The 26,068-nt window shown below is 71.5% G+C and carries 24 protein-coding genes, 3 pseudogenes and 1 riboswitch; of the genes and pseudogenes, 17 read left to right on the top strand and 10 right to left on the bottom strand.

What is annotated here, in order from left to right; translation table 11 throughout:
* Positions 1–44: 44 nt before the first annotated feature.
* Positions 45–1,685 carry an acyl-CoA dehydrogenase family protein gene (locus G4Q83_RS00660; RefSeq protein ID WP_128419520.1) on the top strand — a complete coding sequence of 547 codons (1,641 nt, stop codon included), beginning with the start codon at positions 45–47 and terminating at the stop codon, positions 1,683–1,685.
* A gap of 88 nt (positions 1,686–1,773) precedes the next feature.
* Here the strand turns inward: G4Q83_RS00660 and G4Q83_RS00665 are convergent, their stop codons facing one another.
* From G4Q83_RS00665 to G4Q83_RS00690, 6 genes are all read right to left on the bottom strand, one after another.
* Complete coding sequence (locus tag G4Q83_RS00665) at positions 1,774–2,142, bottom strand: hypothetical protein (protein ID WP_128419521.1); 369 nt, start codon at positions 2,140–2,142, stop codon at positions 1,774–1,776.
* Positions 2,139–2,675, bottom strand: a complete 537-nt coding sequence (locus G4Q83_RS00670; RefSeq protein ID WP_128419522.1) for a bactofilin family protein — start codon at positions 2,673–2,675, stop codon at positions 2,139–2,141. The genes G4Q83_RS00665 and G4Q83_RS00670 overlap by 4 nt, the downstream gene beginning before the upstream one ends.
* A gap of 105 nt (positions 2,676–2,780) precedes the next feature.
* A complete protein-coding gene (locus G4Q83_RS00675; RefSeq protein ID WP_128419523.1) occupies positions 2,781–4,487 on the bottom strand; it encodes a diguanylate cyclase in 1,707 nt (568 codons plus the stop codon).
* Positions 4,488–4,633: 146 nt separating this feature from the next.
* The gene (locus tag G4Q83_RS00680; protein ID WP_128419524.1) at positions 4,634–4,987 is read right to left on the bottom strand and encodes a hypothetical protein; all 354 of its coding nucleotides are present in this window, start codon (positions 4,985–4,987) and stop codon (positions 4,634–4,636) included.
* A gap of 409 nt (positions 4,988–5,396) precedes the next feature.
* The gene (locus G4Q83_RS00685; RefSeq protein WP_128419525.1) at positions 5,397–5,738 is read right to left on the bottom strand and encodes a hypothetical protein; all 342 of its coding nucleotides are present in this window, start codon (positions 5,736–5,738) and stop codon (positions 5,397–5,399) included.
* A gap of 124 nt (positions 5,739–5,862) precedes the next feature.
* Complete coding sequence (locus tag G4Q83_RS00690; protein WP_128419526.1) at positions 5,863–7,038, bottom strand: thiolase family protein; 1,176 nt, start codon at positions 7,036–7,038, stop codon at positions 5,863–5,865.
* A 74-nt stretch (positions 7,039–7,112) separates the two neighbouring features.
* Here G4Q83_RS00690 and G4Q83_RS23980 point away from each other — a divergent pair, with 74 nt between their 5' ends.
* The 5 genes and pseudogenes from G4Q83_RS23980 to G4Q83_RS00710 form a co-directional block, all read left to right on the top strand.
* The gene (locus G4Q83_RS23980; RefSeq protein ID WP_281401987.1) at positions 7,113–7,391 is read left to right on the top strand and encodes an autotransporter domain-containing protein; all 279 of its coding nucleotides are present in this window, start codon (positions 7,113–7,115) and stop codon (positions 7,389–7,391) included.
* A gap of 29 nt (positions 7,392–7,420) precedes the next feature.
* Positions 7,421–7,792 (top strand): autotransporter domain-containing protein, encoded by a 372-nt coding sequence (locus G4Q83_RS23985; RefSeq protein ID WP_281402002.1) that lies wholly within the window; start codon positions 7,421–7,423, stop codon positions 7,790–7,792.
* A 175-nt stretch (positions 7,793–7,967) separates the two neighbouring features.
* Positions 7,968–8,266, top strand: a pseudogene (locus tag G4Q83_RS00700) (DUF763 domain-containing protein); the annotation flags it as partial.
* Between the two features lie 132 nt (positions 8,267–8,398).
* Positions 8,399–9,157: a phosphatase PAP2 family protein gene (locus G4Q83_RS00705; protein ID WP_246432218.1), complete on the top strand. Its 759-nt coding sequence runs from the start codon at positions 8,399–8,401 to the stop codon at positions 9,155–9,157.
* A pseudogene (locus tag G4Q83_RS00710) lies at positions 9,138–9,644 on the top strand (DUF6496 domain-containing protein); the annotation flags it as partial. The gene G4Q83_RS00705 and the pseudogene G4Q83_RS00710, both read left to right, overlap by 20 nt.
* 202 nt (positions 9,645–9,846) lie before the next feature.
* Here the strand turns inward: G4Q83_RS00710 and G4Q83_RS00715 are convergent.
* Positions 9,847–10,197 (bottom strand): nucleotide pyrophosphohydrolase, encoded by a 351-nt coding sequence (locus G4Q83_RS00715; RefSeq protein ID WP_128419527.1) that lies wholly within the window; start codon positions 10,195–10,197, stop codon positions 9,847–9,849.
* Between the two features lie 35 nt (positions 10,198–10,232).
* Between G4Q83_RS00715 and G4Q83_RS00720 the strand changes: the two genes are divergently transcribed.
* The 7 genes from G4Q83_RS00720 to G4Q83_RS00745 all read left to right on the top strand — a co-directional run bounded on the left by G4Q83_RS00720 (position 10,233) and on the right by G4Q83_RS00745 (position 15,235).
* On the top strand, positions 10,233–10,706 hold the full coding sequence (locus G4Q83_RS00720; RefSeq protein ID WP_246432219.1) for a hypothetical protein: 474 nt from the start codon (positions 10,233–10,235) through the stop codon (positions 10,704–10,706).
* A gap of 287 nt (positions 10,707–10,993) precedes the next feature.
* Positions 10,994–12,157 carry a zinc-dependent alcohol dehydrogenase gene (locus G4Q83_RS00725; RefSeq protein ID WP_128419541.1) on the top strand — a complete coding sequence of 388 codons (1,164 nt, stop codon included), beginning with the start codon at positions 10,994–10,996 and terminating at the stop codon, positions 12,155–12,157.
* A gap of 58 nt (positions 12,158–12,215) precedes the next feature.
* Positions 12,216–12,992 carry a hypothetical protein gene (locus G4Q83_RS22795; protein WP_246432220.1) on the top strand — a complete coding sequence of 259 codons (777 nt, stop codon included), beginning with the start codon at positions 12,216–12,218 and terminating at the stop codon, positions 12,990–12,992.
* A complete protein-coding gene (locus tag G4Q83_RS22800) occupies positions 12,989–13,201 on the top strand; it encodes a hypothetical protein (protein WP_246432221.1) in 213 nt (70 codons plus the stop codon). The genes G4Q83_RS22795 and G4Q83_RS22800 overlap by 4 nt, the downstream gene beginning before the upstream one ends.
* Positions 13,189–13,950: a PIG-L deacetylase family protein gene (locus tag G4Q83_RS00735; RefSeq protein ID WP_128419528.1), complete on the top strand. Its 762-nt coding sequence runs from the start codon at positions 13,189–13,191 to the stop codon at positions 13,948–13,950. Before G4Q83_RS22800 ends, G4Q83_RS00735 begins: the two co-directional genes overlap by 13 nt.
* A complete protein-coding gene (locus G4Q83_RS00740) occupies positions 13,947–14,543 on the top strand; it encodes a methyltransferase (RefSeq protein WP_128419529.1) in 597 nt (198 codons plus the stop codon). Before G4Q83_RS00735 ends, G4Q83_RS00740 begins: the two co-directional genes overlap by 4 nt.
* Complete coding sequence (locus tag G4Q83_RS00745; protein ID WP_128419530.1) at positions 14,540–15,235, top strand: glycosyltransferase family 2 protein; 696 nt, start codon at positions 14,540–14,542, stop codon at positions 15,233–15,235. Before G4Q83_RS00740 ends, G4Q83_RS00745 begins: the two co-directional genes overlap by 4 nt.
* 733 nt (positions 15,236–15,968) lie before the next feature.
* Here G4Q83_RS00745 and G4Q83_RS00750 read toward each other — a convergent pair.
* Together G4Q83_RS00750 and G4Q83_RS00755 are read right to left on the bottom strand one after the other, a co-directional pair.
* On the bottom strand, positions 15,969–18,074 hold the full coding sequence (locus G4Q83_RS00750) for a catalase (RefSeq protein WP_128419531.1): 2,106 nt from the start codon (positions 18,072–18,074) through the stop codon (positions 15,969–15,971).
* A gap of 142 nt (positions 18,075–18,216) precedes the next feature.
* A pseudogene (locus G4Q83_RS00755) lies at positions 18,217–19,076 on the bottom strand (aldo/keto reductase).
* 272 nt (positions 19,077–19,348) lie between these two features.
* Between G4Q83_RS00755 and G4Q83_RS00760 the strand changes: the two are divergent.
* Entirely contained in the window at positions 19,349–19,567 is a 219-nt protein-coding gene (locus tag G4Q83_RS00760) for a hypothetical protein (protein WP_128419532.1), read from the top strand.
* Between the two features lie 379 nt (positions 19,568–19,946).
* Here the strand turns inward: G4Q83_RS00760 and gcvP are convergent, their stop codons facing one another.
* On the bottom strand, positions 19,947–22,952 hold the full coding sequence (gene gcvP, locus G4Q83_RS00765) for an aminomethyl-transferring glycine dehydrogenase (protein ID WP_128419533.1): 3,006 nt from the start codon (positions 22,950–22,952) through the stop codon (positions 19,947–19,949).
* A gap of 99 nt (positions 22,953–23,051) precedes the next feature.
* Positions 23,052–23,159: riboswitch (glycine riboswitch) on the bottom strand.
* 351 nt (positions 23,160–23,510) lie between these two features.
* Here gcvP and G4Q83_RS00770 point away from each other — a divergent pair.
* The 3 genes from G4Q83_RS00770 to G4Q83_RS00780 are packed head-to-tail and all read left to right on the top strand — an operon-like array spanning position 23,511 to position 25,760.
* Complete coding sequence (locus G4Q83_RS00770) at positions 23,511–24,761, top strand: multidrug effflux MFS transporter (RefSeq protein WP_128419534.1); 1,251 nt, start codon at positions 23,511–23,513, stop codon at positions 24,759–24,761.
* 53 nt (positions 24,762–24,814) lie between these two features.
* Positions 24,815–25,225, top strand: a complete 411-nt coding sequence (locus G4Q83_RS00775; protein WP_128419535.1) for a hypothetical protein — start codon at positions 24,815–24,817, stop codon at positions 25,223–25,225.
* A 4-nt stretch (positions 25,226–25,229) separates the two neighbouring features.
* On the top strand, positions 25,230–25,760 hold the full coding sequence (locus G4Q83_RS00780) for a GNAT family N-acetyltransferase (protein ID WP_128419536.1): 531 nt from the start codon (positions 25,230–25,232) through the stop codon (positions 25,758–25,760).
* Positions 25,761–26,068 lie beyond the last annotated feature (308 nt).

The raw sequence follows: 26,068 nt of genomic DNA on the forward strand, positions 1-26,068 counted from the left end.
GCGGATCGGCCACAATGCGGCACGCGCTTCTGGGAGGCAGATGCATGCAACGGGACCTGCCCGCATTCGCCACGCATGTGGTCGACAACCAGCCGCCGCCGTTCGAGCCGCGCGACCTGTGGGCCGACGATGCGGTGCTGCGCGCGGCGGTCGCGCGCGAGGGCGGTGACGCGTTCGCCGCGCGACTGGCGCAATACGGCGCGCTCGCCGGCGACACGCTGTACCGGCTCGGCTTCGACGCCAACCGCGACCGGCCGCGGTTGCGCACGCACGACCGCTATGGGCACCGCATCGATACGGTCGAATTCCATCCGGCTTACCACCAGTTGCTGGCGGCGGCCAAGCGCCACGGCGTGGCCGGCCTGTCCTGGCACACGCCGCAGCCGGGCGCGCATGTGGCCCGAGCGGCGTTGAGTTATCTGCACCACCAGGCCGAGGCCGGTACCAGCTGTCCGCTGACCATGACCCACGCCGCGGTCGCGGTGTTGCGCCAGGAAGCGGCGCTGCGCGACTGGGCGGACAAGGCCGCCGCGCCGCACTACGACCCGCGCGACGTGCCGATCGTCGACAAGGCCGGCATTACCCTGGGCATGGGCATGACCGAGAAGCAGGGCGGCTCGGACGTGCGCAGCAATGCCACCGTCGCCACGCCGCTGGGCCGCGATGGTGCATACGCGTTGGTGGGGCACAAGTGGTTCTTCTCCGCGCCGATGTCCGACGGCTTCCTGGTGCTGGCGCAGGCGCCGGGCGGACTGAGCTGCTTCCTGCTGCCGCGGCGCCTGCCCGACGGCCAACTCAACGCACTGCGCCTGATGCGGCTGAAGGACAAGCTCGGCGACTGGTCGAACGCGTCCGGTGAGGTGGAATTCGCCGGTGCCTGGGCGCAACGCATCGGCGAAGAGGGGCGCGGCATGGCGCGCATCATCGGCATGGTGATGCTGACCCGGCTGGACTGCATGCTCGCCGCCGCCGCGCAGATGCGCATGGCGCTGGCGCAGGCGCTGCATCATGCGCGGCACCGCCTCGTGTTCGGCAAGCGCCTGGTGGAGCAGCCGTTGATGCGCAACGTGCTCGCCGACTTGGCGATCGAGTCCGAGGCCGCCACCGCGTTCGCCTTGCGTGTGGCGCGCGCGATGGATGCGGCCGAGCGCGATCCGGTCCAAGCCGCGTTCGCGCGCATCGCTACCGCGCTGGGCAAGTATTGGCTGTGCAAGCGCGCGCCGGCCTTCGTCAACGAAGCGCAGGAATGCCTCGGCGGTGCCGGCTATGTCGAGGAATCGATCCTGCCGCGGCTGTACCGGCAGGCGCCGTTGAATTCGATCTGGGAAGGCAGCGGCAACATCCAGTGCCTGGACGTGCTGCGTGCGCTGGCGCGCGAGCCGGGCAGCGCGGCGGCGCTGCTGGGCGAATTGGAAACCGCGGCCGGCGCGAGCGCGGACTACGATGCCGCGCTGGATGCGCTGCGCGTGCCGCTGGCCGGCGACGGCGGCCTGGACGAGTACGCCGCGCGGCGCCTCGCCGAGCGCCTCGCGCTGGCGCTGCAGGCCGCGTTGCTGCTGCGCAGCGCCAGCCCGGCCGCGGCCGCATTCGTGCGCAGCCGCCTGGCCGGTGCGCACGGGCTGGCGTTCGGTACGCTGGAGGCGGATGTGCCGGTCGAGGAACTGCTGGCGCGTGCATTGCCGTAAGCGTGCGGCATGGCTGCGCGCCGTACCCTCACCCCAACCCCTCTCCCGGTGGGAGAGGGCTAGGCTGTTCGAGTCCCGAGTCCGCGCCTCAATGCCGCGTGCCGCGCCTGCCGCCGGCCTTGGCCTGGGTCGCCTCCACCGACAGGGTAAAGCTGCGCTCCTCGCCGTCCAGCATTGCGCCGACGCCGACCAGTTGCCGCTTGATCTCCTCGCCACGGCCGTTGCGGATCGTCACCAGCACGCTGTACTCCCATGCGGTGCCGTCGGCGGGAGGCTGGATGGTGCCGTGCACGCGCAGCGGCACCATCGCGTTCGGCGCCGATTGCTGCAGCGCCGCCGAGTCGAAGCGCAGATGGTGCTTGCAGGCCGGGCAGACGCTGGCGCTTTCCAGGATCGTCGCCTTGCAGTGCGGACAGGTCCGGGTCGCCCCCGGTGTACCGGGACGCGGCGTGCTCATGCGCCGGCGTCTGGCTCCGCCGGCTTGCCGCCCTTGCGGGCCTTGTCGTCGTCCCAGCCGAAGTCGGCCTGGCCGCGCATCCGCGCGCCCGCGGCCACGGTCAGCGTACCGGCCTTGACGTCGCCGATCAGCACGCCGGACGCCAGCAGCTCCACCCGCGACGCCGATTCGATGTTGCCTTCCAGCTCGCCGGCGATGATCACCTTGTCGGCGCGCACGCCGCCGCTGAGCTTGGCCCCGGTCTCGATGGTCAGGTCGCCCTGTACATTGACGTCGCCCTTGAACTTGCCGGCGATGCGGATGTGGCCGGCACCTTCGATCTTGCCCTCGATGGTGATGTCGGCGGCGATCAGCGACTCTTTCGCCGCCGCCGGCACGGCGCGCACGGGGGCGGGAGGAGCGGCCGCGGCGACGGGCCCGCCGGCCACGGCATCGGCGGCCGGGCGCGGTTCGGGCACGGCTGTGCCGGCGGGCGCGGCGGACGGCGGCAGGCCGTCCTTGCGCGGGGTACCCTGATCTTTCCAGATGGACATGCGCGGACCTCTCCAGTCGGGGGAATGCGGACTATCGCCGCTCTACTGCATATATTTTGTGATATTAGTCTCTAATTTGGCCTGGCGCGTGGGATGCGCACCGATTCAGCCCATACCGTCCAGCGCCGGGTCGAACTGCTGCACCCGGTTGCGGCCGCTGCGCTTGGCCCGGTACAGCGCCGCATCGGCCTTGCGCAGCAGGGTGGTGGCGACCACTCCGTCGCGCGAGTAGCTGGCCAGCCCGATCGAGACCGTCGCCCCGGGCAGCGCCTTGCCGTCCAGCGTGGCGCTCATCTGCTGCGCGGCGCCGCGCAACTGTTCGGCGATCTCCAGCGCCATCTCCGGAGCGGTCTCCGGCAGGATCACGGTGAACTCCTCGCCACCGTAGCGGCAGGCGATGTCCTCGCCGCGCAGCCGCGACGCCAGCATCTGCCCGACCGCGGCGAGCAGGTTGTCGCCGCCGCTGTGGCCGTGCAGATCATTGAACCGCTTGAAATGGTCCACGTCCAGCATCAGCAGCGACAGCGGCATCGAGCGCCGTGCGCAGCGCGCCAGTTCGTGGTTGAGCGATTCTTCGAGATAGCGCCGGTTGTACAGCCCGGTGAGCGGATCGCGGATCGATTGCAGGCGCAGCGATTCACGCAGGCGCAGGTTGCTCAGCGCCAGCGACAGCTGCTCGGCCGCGGCTTCGGCGATGGCGATGCGCGGCAACGGCCCGGGTCCGGGACCGGTCAGGAACACGAAGCCCAACTGGGTGCCCTGCGCCGACAGCGGGATGCACGCGGCGGCGGCGGCCGTGTGCGGGTCGACGACGATATGCGGGCAGGCCGGATCGCGGCGCAGGTCGTGAACCGAATGCGTCTTGTCGCGCCGCAGCGCCCAGCAGTCCCCGGGCGCCACCGTCGCTTCGCTGCGCACCGCGGCCTGGCCCCAGCTCACGATCGCTTCGGCGCGGTCCCTGGACGCGCGCAGCAGGTAGACGTGGCCGCCGGCGACGGGCATCAGCGCTGCGAGCATGCGCGCGGTCACCGCCAGCGCCTCCTCCGGATCCTTGCAACTCTGCAGCAGGCCGGCGTAGCGGGTGAGCGCGTTGAGGTCGGCGGTGCTGCGCTCCAGTTCGACGATGCTGACGCCGAGCCGCTCGTTGGCCACCGACGCGGCCTGTTCGGCCACCTCTCGATTGTGCAACTCGCGGAACAACAGCGCGTAGACCACGCCGACGCTGCCCAGTCCGAACGGGATGCCGGCCAGCGCCAGCAAGCGCAGCAGATCGGCGCTGCGGCGGTTGGACAGGTCGCGGCTCACCAGCAGACCCTTCTCCACGTCGATCATCTGCTGCACATGCTCGCGCACCGAACTGGAACTCTGGAACACCGCCGGCGACATCGCTTTGCGCAGCTGCTCCAGGCCGTCGCGTTGGTAGATCTCGAGCAGTCGGTGCAACTGCGTCAGGCGCGCGTCGACCAGCTTCTGCAGGCTGGCGAGATTGCCCAACTGCACCGGATTGTCGGAGACCAGCGCCCGCAGACGCTCGAACTGCCCCGGCAGGCGCTCGACGCCATCGCGGTAATTGCTCAGGTAGGCGAGGTTGCCGCTGAGTTCATAGCCGCGCGCGGAAGATTCCGCGACCAACACGCTGGCCTGGATTTCGTCGATGCGGTTGATCACATGGTGGGTATGCGACACCAGCGCCGCGTCCGCGATCGAGCGCTGGGCCACGGCGAACACGGCGATGCCGATCAGGACGAAGACCAGCGCGGAAAAGACCAGGCAAAGGCGCGTCTTGCGGCGCAGGCTTGCGGAATTGGGCATCGACTCAGTGTAGCGGCTGCGATGCGCCTGCCTGGCGGCGAATGCCGGCATTGGTGACGACGATTACGTTCTGCCGATGGGGCGCGTCGTCGGCGGACCGGCCCAGGAATGCGCCCGCGCCGTGCGGCACGGACGCCCGGTTGCGCTCAGCGCTTCTCTATGTCGCCATTGTGCGGATCCTGGTCGGCGTTCTCGCGGGCCTTGTCGGCGAGCTTCTGCGCCGCGCTGGCGGTGGCCTCGCTGGCGTCGGCAGCCGCTTCCTTGGCCGCAGCCGAGGCATCCCGCACGGCATCGGAGTTGGCGGCACGGTGCGCGGCGTCGCGGGCGTCTGCGGCGATTTCGCGGCCGGTCTGCGCGGCCCGGGCCGCGGCTTCCCTGGCCGCTTCGCCGGTCTGCTCGGCGGCGATCTTGGCATCGCGCTGCGCCTGCTGTGCTTCCGGACCCTGGCAAGCCGCCAGCGCCAGAGCGCTCAGCAGGGCCACGAGCTGAGTCTTGTTCATGCGGATTCTCCGTCGACGATGGTGTCATGGCGCAGCCTAGGCGGCCACACATGCAATCGGTGTCAACGCACGCGGCCGATGCGGGCCGGCGTTCAGGAACACCAACGCCTTGCCAAGCCGGCTGCCGCCGCTGCTCCCCAGGTGCCGTGCGCGCCGCCGCACAGCGGAGCAGGGCCGGAGGGGGTGATGGCGGCATGCGTCCCGGCGCGGCGCCGCCACCGGTTTGCATGCGCGTTGGCGAGGATGCGCAATGGCACCGCTCGGCATGCCGCTGGTCTGCCAGCCTCTGCCGCCGCCACTGGCGCAACGGCCGGGCATGCTGCGCTCGCGTGCGCCTGCGGATCGCAGGCGAAGAAAAAGCCGCTGGCGAACCAGCGGCTTCTTCAGACGGGCCTGAAGCGAGAAGTGATTACTTCTTGGCTTCTTCGGCGGCATCCTTGGCCTGAGCGGCGGTGTTCTCCGCAGCCTTGGCGGTGTCGGCAGCCTTGTCGGCAGCGGCGTCGGTCGGGGCAGCGGCAGCGGCCTGCGAAGCGTCGGCAGCGGTGTTGGCGGCGGTCGCGGCGGTGTCGGCAGCAGCCTGGGCGGAATCGGCGTTGCCGGCACCGGCGGCCGAAGCCTGGTCGGCAGCAGCCTGCGCGTCGGTGGCAGCTTCGTTAGCGGAAGCAGCGGCGTCCTGCGCCTGCTCCTGCTTCGAGCACGCGGCCAGGGCCAGGCCCAGGGCCATTGCGATCAGCAGCTTGTTGATGCTCATGATGTGTCTATCCTCGTCGTTTAGTTAGGCAACGCGCTATTGCGCGCCCCGACCATGATGACGAGCCAACGTCGGCTGTCAAGCGCACGCGCATTCATTTTCGTGTTCCATGGGTGAATCGCAATCAAATCAGCTCGATGGCGATCGCCGTCGCCTCGCCGCCGCCGATGCACAGGGTCGCGATTCCGCGTCCGCCGCCGCGTGTGCGCAACGCGTTTAGCAATGTCACCAGCAGCCGCGCGCCCGAGGCGCCGATGGGATGGCCGAGCGCGCAGGCGCCGCCGTTGACGTTGACCTTGGCAGGATCCAGGCCCAATTCCTTGATCGGCACCATCGGCACCACCGCGAACGCCTCGTTGATCTCGAACAGGTCGATCTGGTCCAGGCGCCAGCCGATCTGGTCGAGCAGCTTCTTGATCGCGCCGACCGGGGCCGTGGTGAACCATTCCGGCGCCTGCGAGAAGGTCGCATGGCCGACGATCCGGGCCAGCGGCGCGATGCCGCGGCGGGCCGCGTCCTCGGCACTGAGCAGCACCGTGGCCGCAGCGCCGTCGGAGATGCTGGAGGAACTGGCGGCGGTGACCGTGCCGTCCTGCTTGAACGCCGGCTTCAGCGTGGGGATCTTGGCGATATCGGACTTGGCCGGTTGCTCGTCGCTGGCGTACACTGCCTGGCCCTTGCGCGTGGCCACGCGCACCGGGACGATCTCCGCATCGAACGCGCCGCTGCGCTGCGCGGCCTGTGCACGGGTCACCGACTCGATCGCATATGCGTCCTGATCCTGGCGGCTGAAGCCGAATTTCTCCGCGGTGGCCTCGCCGAACACGCCCATGGCTTGGCCATCGTCGGGATTGGTCAGGCCGTCCCAGGCCATGTGGTCGACCGCCTGGAAGCTGCCGTAGCGGTTGCCGGTGCGCGAGTTCGGGAGCAGGTGCGGCGCGTTGCTCATCGATTCCATGCCGCCGGCGACGACGATGCTGGCCGAGCCGGCCTTGATCAGGTCGTGGCCGAGCATGATCGCCTTCATGCCCGAACCGCAGACCTTGTTGATGGTGGTGGCGCCGGTCGCATCCGGCACGCCGGCGGCGCGTGCGGCCTGGCGCGCAGGCGCCTGGCCGAGGTTGGCCGGCAGCACGCAGCCCATGATCACCTCCGACACGTCGGCGCCGGCGATGCCGGACTGTTCCAGCGCGGCGCGGATGGCGGCGGCGCCGAGTTCGGGCGTGGGCACGCCGTTGAACTGGCCCAGGAACGCGCCGATGGCGGTGCGCTTGGCCGCGGCGATGACGATCTCGGTCATGGCATACCCTTACGAAAGATTGGCAGCGATTATCTGCCTCGGAACGGCTTCTGCCAATCGCGCCCGACGGCTGGATGCTGGGCCAGGACCTGCGCCTGGGCGAGCACGCGGTGGCCGGGTTCGCCTTCGGCGAGACCCACGCCGACGGCGGGCCCGACGGCGGCCTGGACCGCAGCCAGGATCGCCAGGTGCAAGGCCACGCCTATGTCGGCGCGCTTGCCGGCAGCGCCTACCCGCTGGCGCAATTGGGAACCGGCCGCTACCAGCGCCAGCTCGACCGCAGCCTGCTGCTCGGCGATATCATCGTCGTCGCCTCCAGCCGTTACGACGGACGCTTCCTGGCCAGTGGCTGACGCCGTATGCGGGCGCCGACCACAGCCGCATCGACAGCGACGGATTCCGCGAGCGGGGCGGCGACGGTTTCGGTCTCATGGCCGCGGCCGCGGCCGCCTCGCGCTGCCAGGCGCTGGCAGGCCTGCGCGCCGGTTACGGCTGGCCCGGCTGGGCCCTGCGCGGCGATGCCGAATGGCAGCAGACCCTGGTCGCGCAGGGGCTGGACCGGCAGGCCAGCTTCGTCGGCGTGGATGCCTGGGCGCCGCTGGTCGACCTGCAGCCGGCGCGGTCGGGCGGACTGTTCGGCGTCGGCATCGACAGGCACTGCAGAGCCGGCGCGCTGGGCGTCGGCTACGACCGGCGCTTCGGCCCGCGCGGCGGCGACCACGCGGTATCGCTGCGCTACCGTCCGGGGTTCTGAGCCGGGCGGCGCAAGCGCAGGGATCGTCCAGCCTGGCGAAGCTGCGCCAGATCCTGTAGGCGGGGCTTCAGCGCCGACGGGTGTTCGGCGCTCGCCGGACGTGTCGGGGCTGCCGGTCGCGGCTGCAGCGGCTCGTGCAGGCGCACGCGTGCGCCGTGACCTCCGGAGCCCAGGCATGACCCGACGTTCCGGCAGCGCTGATCTGTCCTTGCGCGGCGGCCGTGTGCCGCACTGGCTGGGCGAGCGCATGACCCGGCTCGGTGCGTGATGTGCCAGGCCATCGTGTACGGCGATGGCCGCGACGCGCTGCTGCGACGCCTGGCGCATCCGTTCTGGTTCCAGTCGCTGGGCGTGGCGATGGGCATGGATTGGCGCTCCTCGGGCGCCATCACCAGCGTGCTGGGCGCGCTGACATGCGGGTTGACGCCGTTGTCCGGCGAACTGGGCATCCACGTGTGCGGCGGCCGGGCACGCTGAGCCGGGCGTCGCCGGTCGCAGCGCAAACAGGCCCGCGTGCGTGGAAGGCTGTGGCGCGGGCCATAGCGCGTCGGCGCGTCGAAGGCGGCCGGCTGCGGTCTTTAGGAGGGGGTCGGCGTTGCCGGTACCATGTTCGCGTTCGATGCCATGCATCTGGCCCACGTCCGCGCCAACGCGCATTCCAGAGGAATGTCCATGTGGTCTGCCATCAGTAACTTCGGCGACGCGGCGCTGACCCTGCCGTTGGCCGCGACCTGTTGCCTGTGGCTGGCGATCGGCGGGTCCGGGTGGCGGGCCGCGTGGACATGGCTGGGGCTGTTGGCCGCGGCCGCGTTGCTGGTCGGTGCGACCAAGATCCTCTATGCGGGCTGCGGCGTGGAATGGCGCGCCATCGATTTCCGGGTCATCAGCGGCCACACCATGCTCGCCGCGGGCGTGTGGCCGATGGCCTGCATGCTGGGCACGGACGGCAGCGGCAGGCCGCTGGCATCGCGGCTGGCGCTGGCATGCGGCTTCGTGCTCGCCACCGCGATCACCACCGCGCGCGCGTTCGACCGGGCACATAGCGTGTCCGAGGTGATCGTCGGCCTGGCGGTCGGTGCGCTGGTCACCGTGTGTTTCCTGCGTTGGCGCGGCGTGCCGAGCGTGGTGCCGGGGCGCCGCCCGTACGCGCTCGCTTCACTGCTGTTGGTGAGCGTGGCCATGTACGGGCAGCACGCGCCGATCCAGAGGGCGATCCAGAAGTATTCGCCGTACCTGTGCCGCGGCGCCGCGTCCACATCGGCTTCGCTCGTCCTATGCCCGATCTTTACCGGCGCGCTGCTGCACCCGTGGCGTTGGCCGCCGTGGCCGCTTGCAGGAGCACGTCATGCCAGAGCAATCCAGTAGCAGGCGCGCCGCGCGCGCCAAGCGCGAGGGCAAGGCCGGCAGCACGCAGGCCGGCGCATTCGTCCGCGAAGAGATCGAACGCGTCCGCGCAGGCAAGACCCAGGTGAAGTCGGCCAAGCAGGCGATCGCGATCGGCTTGTCCAAGGCGCGCCGCGCCGGGGTCAAGACCGGTGCGTCCAGGACCGCCTCCACCTCCACCCGGAACAAGGCGGCGCAGGAAGAAGCGCAGGGCGCGACGGCCGCCAAGCCGTCGCCGACCCGTTCGCGCGGTGCCAAGCAGGCGCTGAAGACCGCCAGCAAGGGCGCCACCGCCACCGTTGGCAAGCAGGCCTTGTCCAGGCAGGCCAGGCAGGCGGCGGGCAAGCGGTCCGCGGCCTGCCGCTCGGCCGCGGCGAAAAAGGCCGCGCAGACCAGGCGCGGTGCCGTGCGCAAGGCTGCGGCCAGGAATGCGGCCAGCAGCCCCGGTGGTGGTGCGGCGAAGACGGCCGCGCGGCGCTCGCCGGTCGGGAAACCGGCAGCCAGGAGGACCGCGGCGCAGCGGGCGGCCGCGGACAAGGGCACGGCCAGGCAGGCGACCGGCGTCGAGCGCGCACGCGGGAAGGCCGAGGACTGAAGGCGGGGAGACGGTGGAGGCCGGCGACCGATGCGCTGGCGGCCGGCCGGCGCCGCGGGTCGGCGCGGTCGCGGGCTCAAAGTTCGGTGTACTTGGTGATGCGGCCCTTGGCGCGCTCCACCGGATATCTGGCCGCGTTGACCTGCAGCTTGCGCTGCGCCGCGTCGATCGGATCGATGCCCAGCTTGTCGCACAGCTGTACCAGATACAGCAGCACGTCGGCGATCTCGCTGCCGACCTGGGCCTTCTTGTCGTCGGCGAGCCGCCGGCTCTGCGCGTCGTCCAGCCACTGGAAATGCTCCAGCAGTTCCGCGGCCTCGACCGCCAGCGCAGCGGCCAGGTTGCGCGGGCTGTGGAACTGGCCCCAGTCGCGCGCCTCGGCAAAGGCGCGCTGGGCGGTCTGCAGGTCGTGGAGGCTGTCGGGCATGGGCGGCGGACTCGCGGGCGGGAAGCCGCATGGTAATGCAGCGCCGGTGCGGCTTCAGCGGGCGAGGGCGCGAGGGGCCGCGTCGCCGTGGTCGCGGATGCGCGCTGGATGCGGCGGCCAGCGGCCGCTACAAGGTCGCCTCCTACGCGCTGGCCACCGATCTCTACGCGTGGCGCGGCACGTGGGACGCGGCGGCTGGACCTGGCACACCGGCCTTGGCCGGCTGGATGCACCGGTTGCTGGTCGAATCGCTGCTGGGCCTGCAGCGCGAGGGCGACAGCCTGCCGTTGCGCCCGTGCCGGCCGGCTGGGCGCACTGCCAAGTGCAGGACCGCCACGGCGCCAGCACGTACCCCATCGGAACTGGTGCAGGACGCCGCCGAGCAGGCGGATGTCCAGGCCAGCGGCCTGTGCGTGGACGGCCTGCGGCGGCAGGACCGGCGCATCGCGCTCGCCGAGGATGGGCAGGTACATCGCGTGCAATGGCGACAGCCGCGCGCGCCGGCATGAACACGCACGCGCGGATCCAGGCGGCGCTGGCGCACCTGGCCGCGATGCTGCCGGAATGGACCGCGGATCTGCGTCACCCCGCTGAGTTCCTGCCGCAGTCCGAGGCGTTCGCGCTGGCGGCGATGCTCGCCAGCGACGCGATCGACGCGCGCCTGCTGCCTCCCCGAGCGCCGCGCCGAACGGTTCTGCGCCGCGCCGCCACGCTGGGCTCACCGCATGGTCACCCTGGTTGCACGGCGCTTGCGGTCACACTGCGCCATACGCCGCTCGCCAAAGGACCCGCCCCGATGCAAGCACTCACCTATCACGGCACCAAAGACGTGCGCGTGGAAACCGTTCCCGATCCGGTGCTGATCGAGGCCGACGACATCGTGCTGCGGGTCACCGCCACTGCGATCTGCGGTTCCGACCTGCACCTGTACCGCGGCAAGATTCCCGACCTGCACAGTGGCGATGTGCTGGGCCACGAGTTCATGGGCGTGGTCGAGGACGTCGGCCCAGACGTGCAGCGGGTGAAGAAGGGCGATCGCGTGGTGATCCCGTTCGTGATCGCCTGCGGCGAGTGCTTCCACTGCCGCCTGACCGAATACGCCGCCTGCGAGACCTCCAACACCGGCAAGGGCGCGGCGCTGAACCAGAAGGGCATCCGCCCGCCGGCCGCGCTGTTCGGCTACAGCCACCTGTACGGCGGCGTGGCCGGCGGCCAGGCCGAGTACGTGCGCGTGCCCAAGGCCAACGTCGGCCCGCTGGTGGTGCCGGACGTGCTGCACGACGAACAGGTGCTGTTCCTGTCCGACATCCTGCCCACCGGCTACCAGGCCGCGCTCAATGCCGGCGTGCGCCAGGGCAGCACGGTGGCGATTTTCGGCGCAGGCCCGGTGGGGCTGATGACCGCCGCGTGCTGCCGCATGCTCGGCGCCGAGCGCATTTTCATGGTCGACCGCTATCCGTACCGGCTACAGTTCGCGCAGAAGACCTATGGCGTGCTCCCGCTCAATTTCGAGGAGATCGACGATCCGGCCGACATCATCGTCGGCCAGACCGACGGCCGCGGCGTGGATGCGAGCATCGACGCGGTCGGCTTCGAGGCCAAGGGCAGCACGGTGGAGACGGTGATGGCCACGCTGAAGCTGGAAGGCAGCAGCGGCACCGCGCTGCGCCAGTGCATCGCGGCCACGCGCCGCGGCGGCACCATCAGCGTGCCCGGCGTGTATGCCGGCTTCATCCATGGCTTCCTGTTCGGCGATGCCTTCGACAAGGGGCTGAGCTTCAAGATGGGCCAGACCCACGTGCAGCGCTTCATGCCGGAGTTGCTGGAGCATATCGGTGCAGGCCGGCTGGCGCCGGGCGAGATCATCTCCCATCACATGCCGCTGGCGCAGGCCGCCGATGGCTATGCCGTCTTCGACAAGAAGGAGCAGGACTGCCGCAAGGTGGTCCTGACCCCGTGACCGGCGCCGGTATGGCGCGCGCCGCCGGCGCTGTCGCCGCCTCTTCCGAGGGACTTCCTTGATCGACCTGCTTGCTCCTGCCGGACAGGGTGGCGCCTGCGCGCTGCGCGGCGCCGCCCTGGAGGGGCTCGCGCGCCATCCGCAACTGCCGCTGCCCGGCCATGGCGATACCCTGGAGCGCTGGCGGATCCTGGCCGGGATCGCCGCCACCGACGTGTGCCTGGCCAAGGTGCTGGAAGCGCACTACGACGCGCAGGCGATCCTGGCCGAACTCGGCGCGCCGCCGGCGTCGCCCGCACAGCTGTTCGCGGTCTGGGCGGCCGAAGCGCCGGACGCGCGCCTGGCCTACCGCGGCGACACGGCGCAGCGCGGTCAGGTGCACGGCCGCAAGGCCTGGTGTTCGGGCGCCGGCATCGTCGACGCGGCGCTGCTCACCGCGCACGACCAGGATCGCCAGCAACTGGTGCAGGTGCAGTTGCGCCAGCCGGGCATCGCGATCGACGCGCAGGCGTGGGCGGCGGTCGGCATGGCGCGCGTGGTCAGCGGGCCGGTGACGTTCGCCGCCGTGCCTGCGACCGCGCTCGGGGCGCGCCGGGCCGGTACCTGTCGCGTCCGGGCTTCTGGCACGGCGGCGCCGGGATCGCCGCCTGCTGGTTCGGCGCGGCGACGGCGGTGGCCGAGCGCCTGCGCGCGCACCCCAAGCTGCCGCGCGACGCGCATGCCGCCATGCACCTGGGCGCGATCGACCAGCAGCTCGGCGCCGCGCGCGCGCTGCTGCGCGAACTGGCCGCGGCCATCGACGCTGCGCCCGCCCAGGATCACCGGCACGCGGTGATCCGGCTGCGTTCGTTCGTGGAGCGCGCCGCGACCGACGTGCTCGATCGGGTCGGCCGCGCGCTGGGGCCGGCGCCGCTGTGCAGCGATCGCGCGCACGCGCTGCGCTGCGCCGATCTTGCCGTGTTCGTGCGCCAGAGCCATGCCGAACACGATTGGGCGGCCCTGGGCCAGGCGCTGGGCGAGCAGGTGCAGCCATGGCGCCTGTGACCGCGCCGCCGATCCACGGCGACGGCACGCCCGAGTCGGCATGGCAGCGCTCGCCATGGCTGGCGGCGTTGCCGCAGCGCCGGGTCGAGGATCTGATCGCCGGTGCACGGCGGTTGCTGGTTGTGTCGCCGCATCCGGACGACGAGGCGCTGGGCTGCGGCGGTGCGGTCGCCTGCGCGCGGCGGCTGCGCGTGCCGGTGCGCCTGATCGCGGTGACCGACGGCGAAGCCTGCTATCCGGACGATCCGTACTGGACGCCGCAGCGCCTGCGCGCCGTGCGCCGCGCCGAACTGGTCGCCGCGGCGCGCTGCCTGGGCCTGGACGCCGCTGCGATCTGCCACCTGCGCGTCCCCGACGGCCAGGTCGGCCAGCGCGAGTTCGTGCTCGCCGAGCGCATCCATGCGCAGCTCCACGCCGGCGACCTGGCGCTGACCACCTGGTGCGGCGACGGCCACCCGGATCACGAGGCCACCGCGCGCGCGGTGCGCCGCGCCGTCGCCGCCAGCGACGCGCGCATGGCCGAGTTCCCGGTATGGGCCTGGCATTGGCTGGATGCCGATGCCCGACAGCCGGCCCTGCACGGCGCGGTCCGCTACACCCTGGACGCCGCCGACTGGCAGGCCAAGCAACAGGCGCTGCGCTGCTTCGCCTCGCAACGGGGCACGGCACCACCGCCGGTGCCGGCGCCGATCCTGCCGCCGCAGGTGCTGCAACGCTTCGCCCGCCGTTTCGAGGTCTTCCTGGCATGAATCCGGTCCAGCAGTATTTCGCCGACATCTACCGCGGTGACGATCCGTTCGGCTACCGCGAACGCTGGTACGAGGCGCGCAAGCGCGAGTTGTTGCTGGCTTGCCTGCCGCGCGCGCGCTTCGAGCGCGCCTGGGAACTGGGCTGTTCCAACGGCGAGCTGACCGCGGCGCTGGCGCCGCGCTGCGCCACGCTGCTGGGCACCGACCTGTCCGCGCGTGCGGTGGCCCTGGCCGCGCGGCGCAATGCCGGCAACGCGCACGTGCGCGTACAGCAGGCAGAGCATCCGCGCAGTTGGCCCCAGGGCCGCTTCGACCTGATCGTGTTCAGCGAGGTCGGCTACTACCTGCCGTTGCCGCTGCTGCAGGAATGCGCGCAGCGCCTGCGCGATTCGCTGACTGCGCAAGGTGTGCTCGTCGCATGCCACTGGTTGCATCCGTTCGCCCAGGCGCGCATGGGCGGGCGCGCGGTGCACGCTTGCCTGGCGCAGCGCCTGCAGCGACCGCGGCTGCTGCGCTACGAGGACGACGACGTGCTGCTCGAAGCCTGGGCCACGACCGCGTATTCGGTCGCTGCCGCGGAGCAGCTGCGGTGATCGCGGTCCTGGTTCCGGCGCACGACGAGGAAGCCCTGATCGGCGCCTGCCTGCGCTCGCTGGCGCTGGCGGCGCAATGCACCGGCCTGCGCGGCGAGGTGGTGCAGGTGTTCGTCGCACTGGACCGGTGCAGCGACGGCACCGCCGCGATCGTCGCCGCCCACGGGGCGCAGGCGATCGCGCTGCACGCCGGCAACGTCGGCAGCGCGCGCGCGGCGGCGGCGCAGGCCGCGCTGGATGCCGGTGCGCGCTGGCTGGCCTGCACCGACGCCGATTCGGTGGTGCCGGCGAACTGGCTGTCGGCGCAACTGGACTGCGCCAGCGACGCGTTCTGCGGCATCGTCGCTGTGACCGATTGGGACGACTACGACACGGCGATGCGCGACGCCTACCATGCCGGCGCATGCCGCAGCGACGACCACCCGCACGTGCACGGCGCCAATCTGGGCGTCAGCGCCGCGCTGTACCGGCGCTGCGGCGGGTTCCTGCCGCTGGCCGCGCACGAGGACGTGGCGCTGGTGGAGGCGCTGGTGCGCGTGCATGCGCGCATCGCGCGCCGCGCGCAGCCGGTGGTGGTCACCAGCGCCCGCCGCGTGGCGCGCGCGCGCGGCGGCTTCAGCGATTACCTGAAGCAGATGGAACGCAGCCTGGCCGTGTCGCTGTTGCCGGCGCCGGGCGACGCGCTGGCCTGAGCTGTCCGGCGGCTTTGCACCATCGCGCGGTCCGCGCGCGGCAGCGCGGCCGCTGGCCGGACCCAGCGCGGCCGCCGTGCTGTGCGCGGCCACCGTTCGCCGCCGCGCCGCCGCGGCCGGTGCCTTCGCGGACGGCAGCTGCCGGGCGACGGCAAGCGCGGCCATGTCCGTCTCATGACGCCCCTGCGCACACGCGACCCGCGGCCAGGGCACTGCGCATTCAGCCGTGCGCGTGGAACCGGCGTCGCCGCGGTCGCGCCTCGGGATAAGTTTTGTCGCGCAGTGCTGCAGGACAGCAACGGGTGCGGACGCAGCTCGGCGCCTGTCAACGGGCTGCCAGCACATTCTATTTTGTTTCAATCACTTGGCTCGCAGCGTCGGTCGCGGCGTGGGCGCCGATGTTGTCCACAAGAGGTGTGGATGACATCTGCATAAGGGTGTGGATAAGCCTGTCGCAGCCGCGTGCCACAAGACTGTCAAGAGGGATGGCGAAAAATTAGGCAGGGCGATGCCGCTGCCCGCGCGCGCCGCCGCCGTCGGGGCCGCGGCGCCCACCTGCGTCGGCCGCGGACCGGGCACTTCGCCTGGCGCCGCGGCCATCCCGCGGGGCCACGGCGCTCGGCTGCCGGCGCAGTCCGGGGACCGCTACCGCCGCAAACGAAAACCGCGCCATGCGCGAACCATGCGCGGACATGGCGCGCTCGGGTCGCGCATGCCGCCGGCGCGGCGCAGATCAGGCGAGCAGGCGCAGCTTCGGCTCGCGGTCCCATTGGCGGGTCTTGGCCGCCTCGACGAAGCCCTTGCTGTTGCCGGCGTCGAGCACCCCGGCGTCCTTGGCCACGTTGCCGGCCTTCAGCAGCGGCTGCGCGCCGGCGTCGGCGGCGATCGCCTTCAGGTGCGCGAACGCGTTGCTGACGAAGTCCACTGCTGCCGACTCCTTGCTCAACTGCTTGCCGGCCTCGGCCGAGAGGATCACGCCGATCGCGTCGAAGATGAAGGACGGGGTGCCGGCCAGTTGGCCGTCGGCCGGCAGCTTCTTGCCGTCGCTGAGCGTGGCGCCGCCTAGCTTGGGCGCGACGATCTTCACCGTGGCGCCGGCGGCCTCGGCGGCCTTGCGCAGCGCCTTGATCGCGGCCGCGTCGGAGCCGTCGTGGATCAGGATGCCGACCGTGCGGCCCTTGAGCGTGTCCTTCATCTTGCCGATGATCTGCAGCGCCGGCGACGGCGGCTGGTCGGTCGGGGCCACCGTGGCCGGCGGCGCCGGCGGCAGCGCGTCCAGGCCGAGGCCGTCGGCCACGCGCTGGGCCAGCCCGGGGTCGACGTGGCGCAGGTGGCCGACCACGGCCTCGCGCACGTGCGCGGTCTCCACCTTGGACAGCTCGAACACCAGCGCCGAGGCGATGTGCGCCTGCTCCGGCTTGGTCTGGCTGCGGAAGAACTGGCGCGCCTGGCTGTAGTGGTCGGCGAAGCGCTCGGCGCGGATGCGGCCCTTGGCGCCGTCCTCGGCCGGGGTGGCGTGGCTGCGGAAGCCGCGCGGCGCCTCGCGCGGCGAATCGGCCTGCAGCGAGCTCGGCTCGTAGGCCACGCGGCCCCTGGGCTGGCCCATCTGCATCTTGCCGTCGCGCTGGTTGTTGGCGAACGGGCACTTGGGCGCGTTGACCGGGATCTGGTGGAAGTTCGGCCCGCCCAGGCGGATCAGCTGGGTGTCCAGGTAGGAGAACAGCCGGCCCTGCAGCAGCGGGTCGTTGCTGAAGTCGATGCCGGGCACGATGTTGGCCGGGCAGTACGCCACCTGCTCGGTCTCGGCGAAGAAATTGTCCGGCCAGCGGTCCAGCACCATGCGCCCGACGATCCGCAGCGGCACCAGTTCCTCGGGGATCAGCTTGGTCGCATCGAGATGGTCGAACGGGAACTTCTCCGCCTCGGCCTCGGTGAACAGCTGCACGCCGAACTCCCATTCCGGGAAGTCGCCCTGCTGCACCGACTCGAACAGATCGCGGCGGTGGAAGTCCGGGTCGGCGCCGGCGATCTTGACTGCCTCGTCCCAGACCGTGGACTGCAGCCCGAGCTTGGGCCGCCAGTGGAACTTCACGAAGGTGCTCTCGCCGTGCTCGTTGATCAGGCGGAAGCTGTGCACGCCGAAGCCCTCGATCATGCGCAGCGAGCGCGGGATCGCGCGGTCGCTCATCGCCCACATGATCATGTGCAGCGATTCCGGGGTCAGCGAGATGAAGTCCCAGAACGTGTCGTGCGCACTGGCGGCCTGCGGGAAGCCGCGGTCCGGCTCCATCTTCACCGAGTGGATCAGGTCGGGGAACTTGATCGCGTCCTGGATGAAGAACACCGGGATGTTGTTGCCGACCAGGTCCCAGTTGCCTTCCTTGGTGTAGAACTTGACCGAGAAGCCGCGCACGTCGCGCGGCGTGTCCACCGAACCGGCGCCGCCGGCGACGGTGGAGAAGCGGGTGAACAGCGGCGTCTTCTCGCCGACCTCGGTCAGCAGCTTGGCGGTGGTGTACTTGGCCAGCGACTTGGTCAGCTCGAAGTAGCCGTGCACCGCGCTGCCGCGCGCATGCACGATGCGCTCGGGAATGCGCTCGTGGTCGAAGTGGGTGATCTTCTCGCGCAGGATGAAGTCTTCCAGCAACGTCGGCCCGCGCGGGGCGGCGCGCAGCGAGTTCTGGTTGTCCGCCACCGGGATGCCCTGGTTGGTGGTCAGCGGCGGATGCGCGCCGCCGGCGTTCTGGTGCAGTTCGTCGCCGCTGCCGCGCGACTCCTGCGAGGCGCCGCGCGGCGTGGCGGAGGACGGGGCGTGCGTGCGGGGCTTGCTGGCGGCCATGGGAATGCTCCGGGTGGCGGGATGCGGGCGTTGGACCCATGATCCTTGCCCGCGTGGCGTGAATGCACCGTCGTGCTCGCGCACGCCGCCGCGGGCATGCGATGCGCGTGGGCGTTATCGCATCACACGATCGGACACGCGATCAAAGCACGTCCAGCGGCTGCCTTGCGCGCGGCGGCGGAAACGCGCGATCGAGTTCGGTGAGATCGGCGGCGTCCAGCCGCAGGCTCGCCGCCGCGGCACTGGCGCGCACGTGGTCGACGCTGCCGGATTCGGGGATGGCGATTACCCGGCCGCTGCGGATCGCCCAGGCCAGCGCCACCGCCGGCGCGGCGACGCCATGGCGCGCCGCCACCGCCTCCAGCGCGGGGTGGCCGAGCAGCGCGCGGCTGCCCCGCGGCGAGTACGCCATCGCCGTCACCCCGTGCGCGTCGCACCACGGCAGCAGGTCGTACTCGATGCCGCGGCTGCCGGCGTGATACAGCACCTGGTTGACCAGGCAACGCGCGCCGCCGTCCACTCGCCACAGCGCCTGCATGTCGTCCACGTCGAAGTTGGACAGGCCCCAGCCGCCGATCCGGCCGGCCTCGCGCAGCGCCTCGAAGGCGTTCACCACCTCGGCCAGGTCGCTGCCGCCGCGCCAGTGCAGCAGGTACGGGTCCAGTCGCGCCACGCCCAGGCGCGCCAGGCTGGCCTCGCAGGCGCGCGCGATGCCGCGCGCACTGGCGTGCGCGGGCAGCATCTTCGACACCAGGTAGGGCGGTTGCGCGGGATCCAGCGCCTCGGCGATGAGCCGCTCCGAGCGGCCCTGGCCTTACATCTGCGCGGTATCGATCAGGTCATGCCCAGTGCCTGGCCCTCGCGCAACGCGGCGCGCTCCTGCGCCGGTGCGCGCCGCTGCCGGCCGAGGTTCCACGAACCCAGGCCGAGGGCCGGCAGGAAGCGTCCGTCACGCAGCGCGACCTGCGGGACGGGAGCGGGCGCAGCGGGGGACACGGTCATCGGCCGCTCCGGGAAGCGGGGATGTCCCACGCTACGCAATGCGCGTTGACCGGCGTTGCTCGCGCGCACCCGCACGACCGCGCGCGGCCGTGCGGGTGCGCGGGTGCGCGCGGGGGCGCAGCGGGCTCACCGCGCCTGCGCACCCTGGAAGCCGCAGCGGTGGACTTGCGCGAAGCCGGTGGCCACGGCGATGCGGCCAGCGCCAGCGCCAGCGGCGTGTGGCCGTTGGAGCGCGGCCACGCTGGGCGCCCTGCGCCGTTCGGATCGCCGGTGTGGGCGAACGCGGCCTGTATCGCACGCGACAGCGCCTGCTGGCGGGTGTCCAGCGAGCGGTGCCGCTGCGCACCCAGGGCGCTGAGCAGGTACACCGGCTCGGCGGCATGCAAGCGGCGCCGCGGCGCCGCTTGCATGCCGCGGCAGCCGAACGGCGCGCCGGGGTCGTTGCGTTGGACTCCGCGCAGCGCGGCCTGGCGGTCGAGAAGGGTGTGTAGGCGCCCACGCCGGGGCCGCGGGGTGCACGCGGCCGGCGCGAGCAGGGCGGCAAGCGCCGCCGCCATGTTTCCGGATCCGATTCGCCGCTGCCGCCTCGCCTGGTCTGTCGTCGGGCGACCATCAGCGCGATCGTGCGCATACGCCGGGACAACGCACTGCTGCAACGGCAGCGGCTGTCGCGCCACGGGGACGGGGACGGGGGCGCTGGCCATGGCGAGTGCGGCGACGGGAAATCCGCAACGCCGCGCGGGCGCAAGGCCTGGCCCGCGCCGAGCGGCGCGCGCGGGTCGCCGCGTCCGTGTGCCGGCGGCAGGGCGCCGGGACGAAAGACCCGGCCCGCGCACGCGGGTCCGCGACGCGGCGCGCCCGGGCGCGACCTCAGGCGTCGGCCTGCTCCTTGTACGCATCCACCGGGATGCACGCGCACATCACGTGCTTGTCGCCGTACACGTTGTCCACCCGCGCCACCGGCGGCCAGTACTTGGCCTGCTTGAGCGTGGGCAGCGGGAACGCGGCCAGCTCGCGCGGGTAGGCATGGGTCCATTCGCTGACGCTGACCTGCGCGGCGGTGTGCGGGGCGTGCTTGAGCGGGTTGTCCTCGCGGTCCAGGCGGCCGTCCTGGATCGCGGCGATCTCCTCGCGGATCTGGATCATCGCGTCGATGAAGCGGTCCAGCTCGTGCAGCGATTCGCTCTCGGTCGGCTCCACCATCAGCGTGCCGGCGACCGGGAAGCTCAGCGTCGGCGCGTGGAAGCCGAAGTCGATCAGGCGCTTGGCCACGTCCTCGGCGCCGATGCCGGTGGCCTTCTCCAGCGGGCGCACGTCGAGGATGCACTCGTGCGCGACCAGGCCGTTGCGGCCGGTGTACAGCGTCCGGTAGTGCGGGGCCAGGCGCCTGGCGATGTAGTTGGCGTTGAGCAGGGCGACCTGGGTCGCCTTGCGCAGGCCGGCGCTGCCCATCATGGTGATGTACATCCAACTGATCGGCAGGATCGAGGCCGAGCCGAAGCTGGCCGCGCTGACCATGCCGACCTCGCCTTCGCCAGAGTTGAATCCGCCGCCATGGATGCCGGCTTTTTGATTTTCGCCGGCATGGATGCCGGCACTGGGAAGTGTCCGCGGCAGGAACGGCGCCAGGTGCGACTTCACCGCGCACGGGCCGACGCCCGGGCCGCCGCCGCCATGCGGGATGCAGAAGGTCTTGTGCAGGTTCAGGTGCGACACGTCCGAGCCCCACTTGCCGGGCTTGGCCACGCCGACCAGCGCGTTCATGTTGGCGCCGTCGGTGTAGACCTGGCCGCCGTGCGCATGCACCGCCTCGCAGATCGCCACCACGTCTTCCTCGAACACACCGTGGGTGGACGGGTAGGTGATCATCAGCGCGGCCAGGCGCTCGCTGTACTTCTCGGCCTGGGCGCGGATGTCGTCGACGTCGACGTTGCCGTTGGCGTCGCACTTGGTGACCACGACCTTCATGCCGCACATCTGCGCCGAGGCCGGGTTGGTGCCATGGGCGGACTCGGGGATCAGGCAGATGTCGCGATGCGCTTGCCCGCGTGCGCGGTGGTAGGCGCGGATCGCCAGCAGGCCGGCGTATTCGCCCTGCGCGCCGGAATTGGGCTGCAGGCTCACCGCGTCGTAGCCGGTGCATTCGACCAGCATCGCTTCCAGTTCGCCGATCAGCTGCGCATAGCCGGTGGATTGCTCGGCGGGCGCCAGCGGGTGGATCGCGCCGAACTGCGGCCAGGTCACCGGGATCATCTCGGCGGTGGCGTTGAGCTTCATGGTGCAACTGCCCAGCGGGATCATGGTGCGATCCATCGCCAGGTCCTTGTCGGCCAGCGCGCGCATGTAGCGCAGCAGCTCGTGCTCGCTGTGGTGGGTGTTGAACACCGGGTGCTGCAGGAAGGGGCTGCTGCGCAGCAGGCTTTCCGGCAAGGCGTCGGCGGTGGCGGCGTCGAGCGCCTCGATGGTCGCTCCCGGCATCCTGCCTCCCGCGACACTCGCACCTCCTGGTGCATCGTCGACGTGCACGCCGAACAGTCGCGCCAGCGCGACCACGTCGGCGCGCGTGCTGGTCTCGTCCAGGCTGATGCCGAGCGCTTCGCTGTCGATCGCGCGCAGGTTGATGCCCGCCGCGCGCGCCCTGGCGTGGATCGCCTCGGCGTCGACCGCCTTGACGTGCAGCGTGTCGAAGAAGCGCTCGCCGACCTCGACGCCGGCCGTGCGCAGCGCTGCGGCCAGGATCGCGGCCAGGCGATGGGTGCGCCGGGCGATGCGGGTCAGCCCGGCGGGGCCGTGGTAGACCGCGTACATCGCGGCCATCACCGCCAGCAGCACCTGCGCGGTGCAGATGTTGGAGGTGGCCTTCTCGCGGCGGATGTGCTGCTCGCGGGTCTGCAGAGTGAGGCGGTAGGCGGGGTTGCCGGCCGCGTCGATCGACACGCCGATCAGGCGCCCCGGCAGCGAGCGCTTGTAGGCGTCGCGGCAGGCCATGAATGCCGCGTGCGGGCCGCCGAAGCCGAACGGCACGCCGAAGCGCTGCGAGTTGCCGACCACGATGTCCGCGCCCCATTCGCCGGGCGCGGCGATCAGGGTCAGCGCCAGCAGGTCGGTGGCCACCGCGACCAGGCCGCCGCGCGCATGCACCGCGTCTGCCAGCGCAGCGTGGTCGCCGAGCGTGCCGATCGACAGCTGGCCGAAGCTGTCCGGGTACTGCAGCAGCACGCCGAAGCACTCGGCCTGCAGCGCTTCCTGCGGGGTGCCCACGCGCAGCACGATGCCCAGCGGCTCGGCGCGGGTGCGCAGCAGTTCCAGGGTCTGCGGATGCACTGCATCGTGCACGAAGAAGGTGCCGGACCTGGACTTGGCCGAGCGCTTGGCCAGGGTCATCGCCTCGGCCGCGGCGGTGGCCTCGTCCAGCAGCGAGGCGTTGGCGATCTGCATGCCGGTCAGGTCCGCGCACATGGTCTGGAAGTTGACCAGCGCTTCCATGCGGCCTTGCGAGATCTCCGCCTGGTACGGCGTGTAGGCGGTGTACCAGGCCGGGTTCTCGAGGATGTTGCGCAGGATCACCTTCGGCGTGTGAGTGCCGTAGTAGCCCTGGCCGATGAAGCTGCGCAGCACCTGGTTCTTGTCGGCGATGGCGCCGATCTTGGCCAGCGCCTCCTCTTCGGTGATCGCCTCGGGCAGCGCCAGCGCGGCCGGCGACGTGTCCGTGCCTGTCTTGATCAGGCCGGGGACGATGGCGTCGGTCAGCGCCTCCAGCGAATCGTGGCCGACGGTGCGCAGCATGTGCGCGATCTCGGCGTCGTTCGGGCCGATGTGGCGCTCGACGAAGGCCGCGTGGTGTTCGAGGTCGCGCAGCGAGAGGGTGTGAGACATGGCGGTCGTCCGGCAGAGGAGGGCACGAAGGGCGGGGGACGCACGAACGCCGCCCTCGCCGCAGCGGCGGACACGGCCGGCGGGAAGCGCGCGTCTTCCCCATGCCCCTCTGTCCTTTTGCCTGAGAGTTTGGAAGCGGCGGCGGGCTGCGCTGCGCTTCGTGCCCCTTCGGCGCCGGGTTGGACCGGTCTCTCCAGAGTCTTGGTGCGGGTGGTATCGGGCCTGAGCGATTGCGGGCGTTTGCGCCTTCGGCAGCGGGTCGCCCCGCTTCTCCCACCATGCTGCCCGGCGAGTATAGCGTGACCGGCGGCGCCCACGGCGTCCGTGCGGGCAGTCCCGGCGGCGTCCACGACCGGCTTGCTGAACATGGCGGGTTGCCGGTTCGGCAGCGTGGCCGATCCTGCTGGGGCCGCCGGCCCGGCCGCCGCTTAACGCGGCGCCCGCCAGGGCTTATCATGTCCCCACTCCCTTTCCCCAAGCGCCGTCCCCCTGCCGGGCGGTGCCGTCGCGCGTTCGCCCGCCGCCCGGCTGGCGCGACCGGCCTTCCAGGATCCCCGCATGACGCTCCCGACGATCTCGACCCGCCGCCTGGCACTGCTGCTGGCCGGGCTGGCGATGTTCGGCCCGTTCTCGATCGACACCATCTTCCCGGCGTTCCCGCAGCTGGCGCAGCGCCTGCATGCCGATCCGGTGGCGATCCAGCAGACGGTCAGCGTGTACCTGCTGGCCTATGCGCTGATGGGCCTGGCGCACGGGCCGCTGTCCGATGCCTGGGGCCGCAAGCGGGTGATCGTCGGCGGGCTGGTGGTGTTCGTCCTGGCCTCGGCCGGCTGCGCGCTGTCGCGCGACCTGAGCACGCTGCTGGCGTTCCGCGCGCTGCAGGGAGTGTCTGCCGGCGTGGGCATGATCGTCGGCCGCGCGGTGATCCGCGACCTGTACCACGGCCACGACGCGCAGCGGCTGATGAGCCAGGTATCGATGATCTTCGGCATCGCCCCGGCGATCGCGCCGATCATCGGCGGCTGGATCCTGGCCACCGGCGCCGGCTGGCCGACCATTTTCTGGTTCCTGGTCGGGTTCTCGCTGCTGCTGCTGGTCGCCACGCTGCGCTGGATGCCGGAGACGCATCCGCCGCAGGCGCGCACCTCGCTGGCGCCGCGCCGGCTATTGCGCGACTACGTGTCGATCGCGTTCAATCCGCGCTTCCAGCGCCTGGCCGCGGCCGGCGCGTTCAACTTCGGCGGCGTGTTCCTGTACATCGCCTCGGCGCCGGTGTTCATCATCGACCTGCTGCACCTGAGCGAGCGCGACTTCGCCTGGCTGTTCATCCCCACCATCGGCGGCATGACCCTGGGCTCGTTCCTGTCCGGACGCATGGCCGGCCGGCTCGGGCCGATGCGGCAGATGCGCATCGGTTTCATATGCTGCGGCGTGTCGATGGTCGGCAACATCGCCTATACCGCGATCGCGCCGCAGATCGCGCTGCCGTGGGCGGTGCTGCCGATTTTCGTCGCCGGCGTCGGCATGGCGCTGATCTTCCCGATCCTGGCGCTGGCGGTGCTGGACATGTACCCGCGCCAGCGCGGGCTGGCCTCGTCGCTGCAGGCCTTCACCCAACTGACGGTCAACGCGGTGGTGGCCGGGGTGCTGTCGCCGCTGCTCAGCGCGCGGCCGATCCATCTGGCGCTGGGTTCGGGCGCGTTCTTCCTGCTCGGCTGGGCGTTCTGGCGCTGGGAGCGGCGCAGCGGCAGGCGCCTGCCGCGGCAGGGCAGCCAGGTGCCGCGGCTGGAGCCGTCCGACCCGGTGTGAGCGGCGCCGCCGCGGTTGGGCTATCGTCGTCGGGTCACCGTCGGGGAAACCGCATGTCCATCCAGTCCAAGCAGCGCCGCGAGGTGCACAAGAAGCTTGCAGAACGCCTGCGCCACCGCGGCGAGACCGCCGCCGTGGCCAGCCCGATCGAGCCGCACGCCGAACTGCGCGACCAGCGGCGCACACTGCTGGCCGGCATCGTGCGCCGCGACGGCGAGTGGGTGCTGGGCATGGACGGGCGCATCGCCGGGCAGAGCGAGAGCGCGGCGCAGGTGCTGTCGCTGATCATGCAGGCGGCAGAGTTGCACGAGCGCGCCGGCACGCCGGTGCGGCTGGTGTATTCGGAGGCGCTGAAGGACGCCGCGCACGCCGATGCGCTGGCGCGGGGGTTGAGCTTCGACGAGTTCAAGGCCCGCCACGCGCAGGCCATGCAGCGCGGCGACAGCGCGGCGCTGCCGGGGTGAGGCGATGGGCCAGAGCGCGCTCCAGGCCGCGACCGCCGCGGTGTCGCTGGCGCGGGTGCGGCGCCGCGATGGGCTCGCCCTGATCCAGGCGCACCGCGCCAGCGTCGCGCTGCACCATCCGTGGACCCATCCGTTCACCGACGTGCCCGGCTTCAACGCCTGGTACGCGCAGACCCTGGACGGCAGCAACGTGGCGCTGCTGGCGCGCGCGCGCGACAGCGGCGCCGTCGCCGGGCTGTTCACCTTCAGCCAGGTGGTCGGCGGCTGCTTCCAGAGCGCCTACCTGGGCTATCACGCGATGGCCGGCTGCGAGGGCCGCGGGTTGATGACCCACGCGCTGCGGCTGTGCGTGGCCCATGCGTTTTCCGAGTTGGGCCTGCACCGCGTGGAAGCCAACATCCAGCCGGACAACGCGCGCTCGCTGGCGTTGGTGCAGCGCGTCGGTTTCCGCCGCGAAGGCTACTCGCCGCGCTACCTGCGCATCGGCGGGGTATGGCGCGACCACGAGCGCTGGGCGCGGTTGGCCGACGACTGAGTCGGTGGTTGCGCAGCCGCCCCTGCTGCCAAGGCGTTGGGCGACGACGGTACCGGTTCCGACGATCGCCATGGCCTGCCGGCCAACGCCACTGATCGTCTTGGCGCGTGTCATGAGCTTTGGGTCGGTGCGGCGATGGTACTCGGACGACATCCCGCAAGCCGTCTCCGGGCGACGTGTCCGATGAAGAATGGGCGTTTGCCGCGCCCTATCCGACCTCGACGACCGAGCAGGCGCCGCAGCGCAATACGACCTGCGCGCCATGTTCAACCAATCAATGGCCGCAGCATCGTGACGGGCGCAATGAT

The sequence above is a fragment of the Xanthomonas theicola genome, from assembly GCF_014236795.1.
Lineage (GTDB): Bacteria > Pseudomonadota > Gammaproteobacteria > Xanthomonadales > Xanthomonadaceae > Xanthomonas_A > Xanthomonas_A theicola.

Coding starts and splice junctions, on each gene's coding strand:
- G4Q83_RS00660 (WP_128419520.1), top strand. CDS start 45: ATGCAACGGGACCTGCCCGCATTCGCCACGCATGTGGTCGACAACCAG.
- G4Q83_RS00665 (WP_128419521.1), bottom strand. CDS start 2,142: ATGAGCACGCCGCGTCCCGGTACACCGGGGGCGACCCGGACCTGTCCG.
- G4Q83_RS00670 (WP_128419522.1), bottom strand. CDS start 2,675: ATGTCCATCTGGAAAGATCAGGGTACCCCGCGCAAGGACGGCCTGCCG.
- G4Q83_RS00675 (WP_128419523.1), bottom strand. CDS start 4,487: ATGCCCAATTCCGCAAGCCTGCGCCGCAAGACGCGCCTTTGCCTGGTC.
- G4Q83_RS00680 (WP_128419524.1), bottom strand. CDS start 4,987: ATGAACAAGACTCAGCTCGTGGCCCTGCTGAGCGCTCTGGCGCTGGCG.
- G4Q83_RS00685 (WP_128419525.1), bottom strand. CDS start 5,738: ATGAGCATCAACAAGCTGCTGATCGCAATGGCCCTGGGCCTGGCCCTG.
- G4Q83_RS00690 (WP_128419526.1), bottom strand. CDS start 7,038: ATGACCGAGATCGTCATCGCCGCGGCCAAGCGCACCGCCATCGGCGCG.
- G4Q83_RS23980 (WP_281401987.1), top strand. CDS start 7,113: ATGCTGGGCCAGGACCTGCGCCTGGGCGAGCACGCGGTGGCCGGGTTC.
- G4Q83_RS00705 (WP_246432218.1), top strand. CDS start 8,399: ATGTTCGCGTTCGATGCCATGCATCTGGCCCACGTCCGCGCCAACGCG.
- G4Q83_RS00715 (WP_128419527.1), bottom strand. CDS start 10,197: ATGCCCGACAGCCTCCACGACCTGCAGACCGCCCAGCGCGCCTTTGCC.
- G4Q83_RS00720 (WP_246432219.1), top strand. CDS start 10,233: ATGCAGCGCCGGTGCGGCTTCAGCGGGCGAGGGCGCGAGGGGCCGCGT.
- G4Q83_RS00725 (WP_128419541.1), top strand. CDS start 10,994: ATGCAAGCACTCACCTATCACGGCACCAAAGACGTGCGCGTGGAAACC.
- G4Q83_RS00735 (WP_128419528.1), top strand. CDS start 13,189: ATGGCGCCTGTGACCGCGCCGCCGATCCACGGCGACGGCACGCCCGAG.
- G4Q83_RS00740 (WP_128419529.1), top strand. CDS start 13,947: ATGAATCCGGTCCAGCAGTATTTCGCCGACATCTACCGCGGTGACGAT.
- G4Q83_RS00750 (WP_128419531.1), bottom strand. CDS start 18,074: ATGGCCGCCAGCAAGCCCCGCACGCACGCCCCGTCCTCCGCCACGCCG.
- gcvP (WP_128419533.1), bottom strand. CDS start 22,952: ATGTCTCACACCCTCTCGCTGCGCGACCTCGAACACCACGCGGCCTTC.
- G4Q83_RS00770 (WP_128419534.1), top strand. CDS start 23,511: ATGACGCTCCCGACGATCTCGACCCGCCGCCTGGCACTGCTGCTGGCC.
- G4Q83_RS00775 (WP_128419535.1), top strand. CDS start 24,815: ATGTCCATCCAGTCCAAGCAGCGCCGCGAGGTGCACAAGAAGCTTGCA.
- G4Q83_RS00780 (WP_128419536.1), top strand. CDS start 25,230: ATGGGCCAGAGCGCGCTCCAGGCCGCGACCGCCGCGGTGTCGCTGGCG.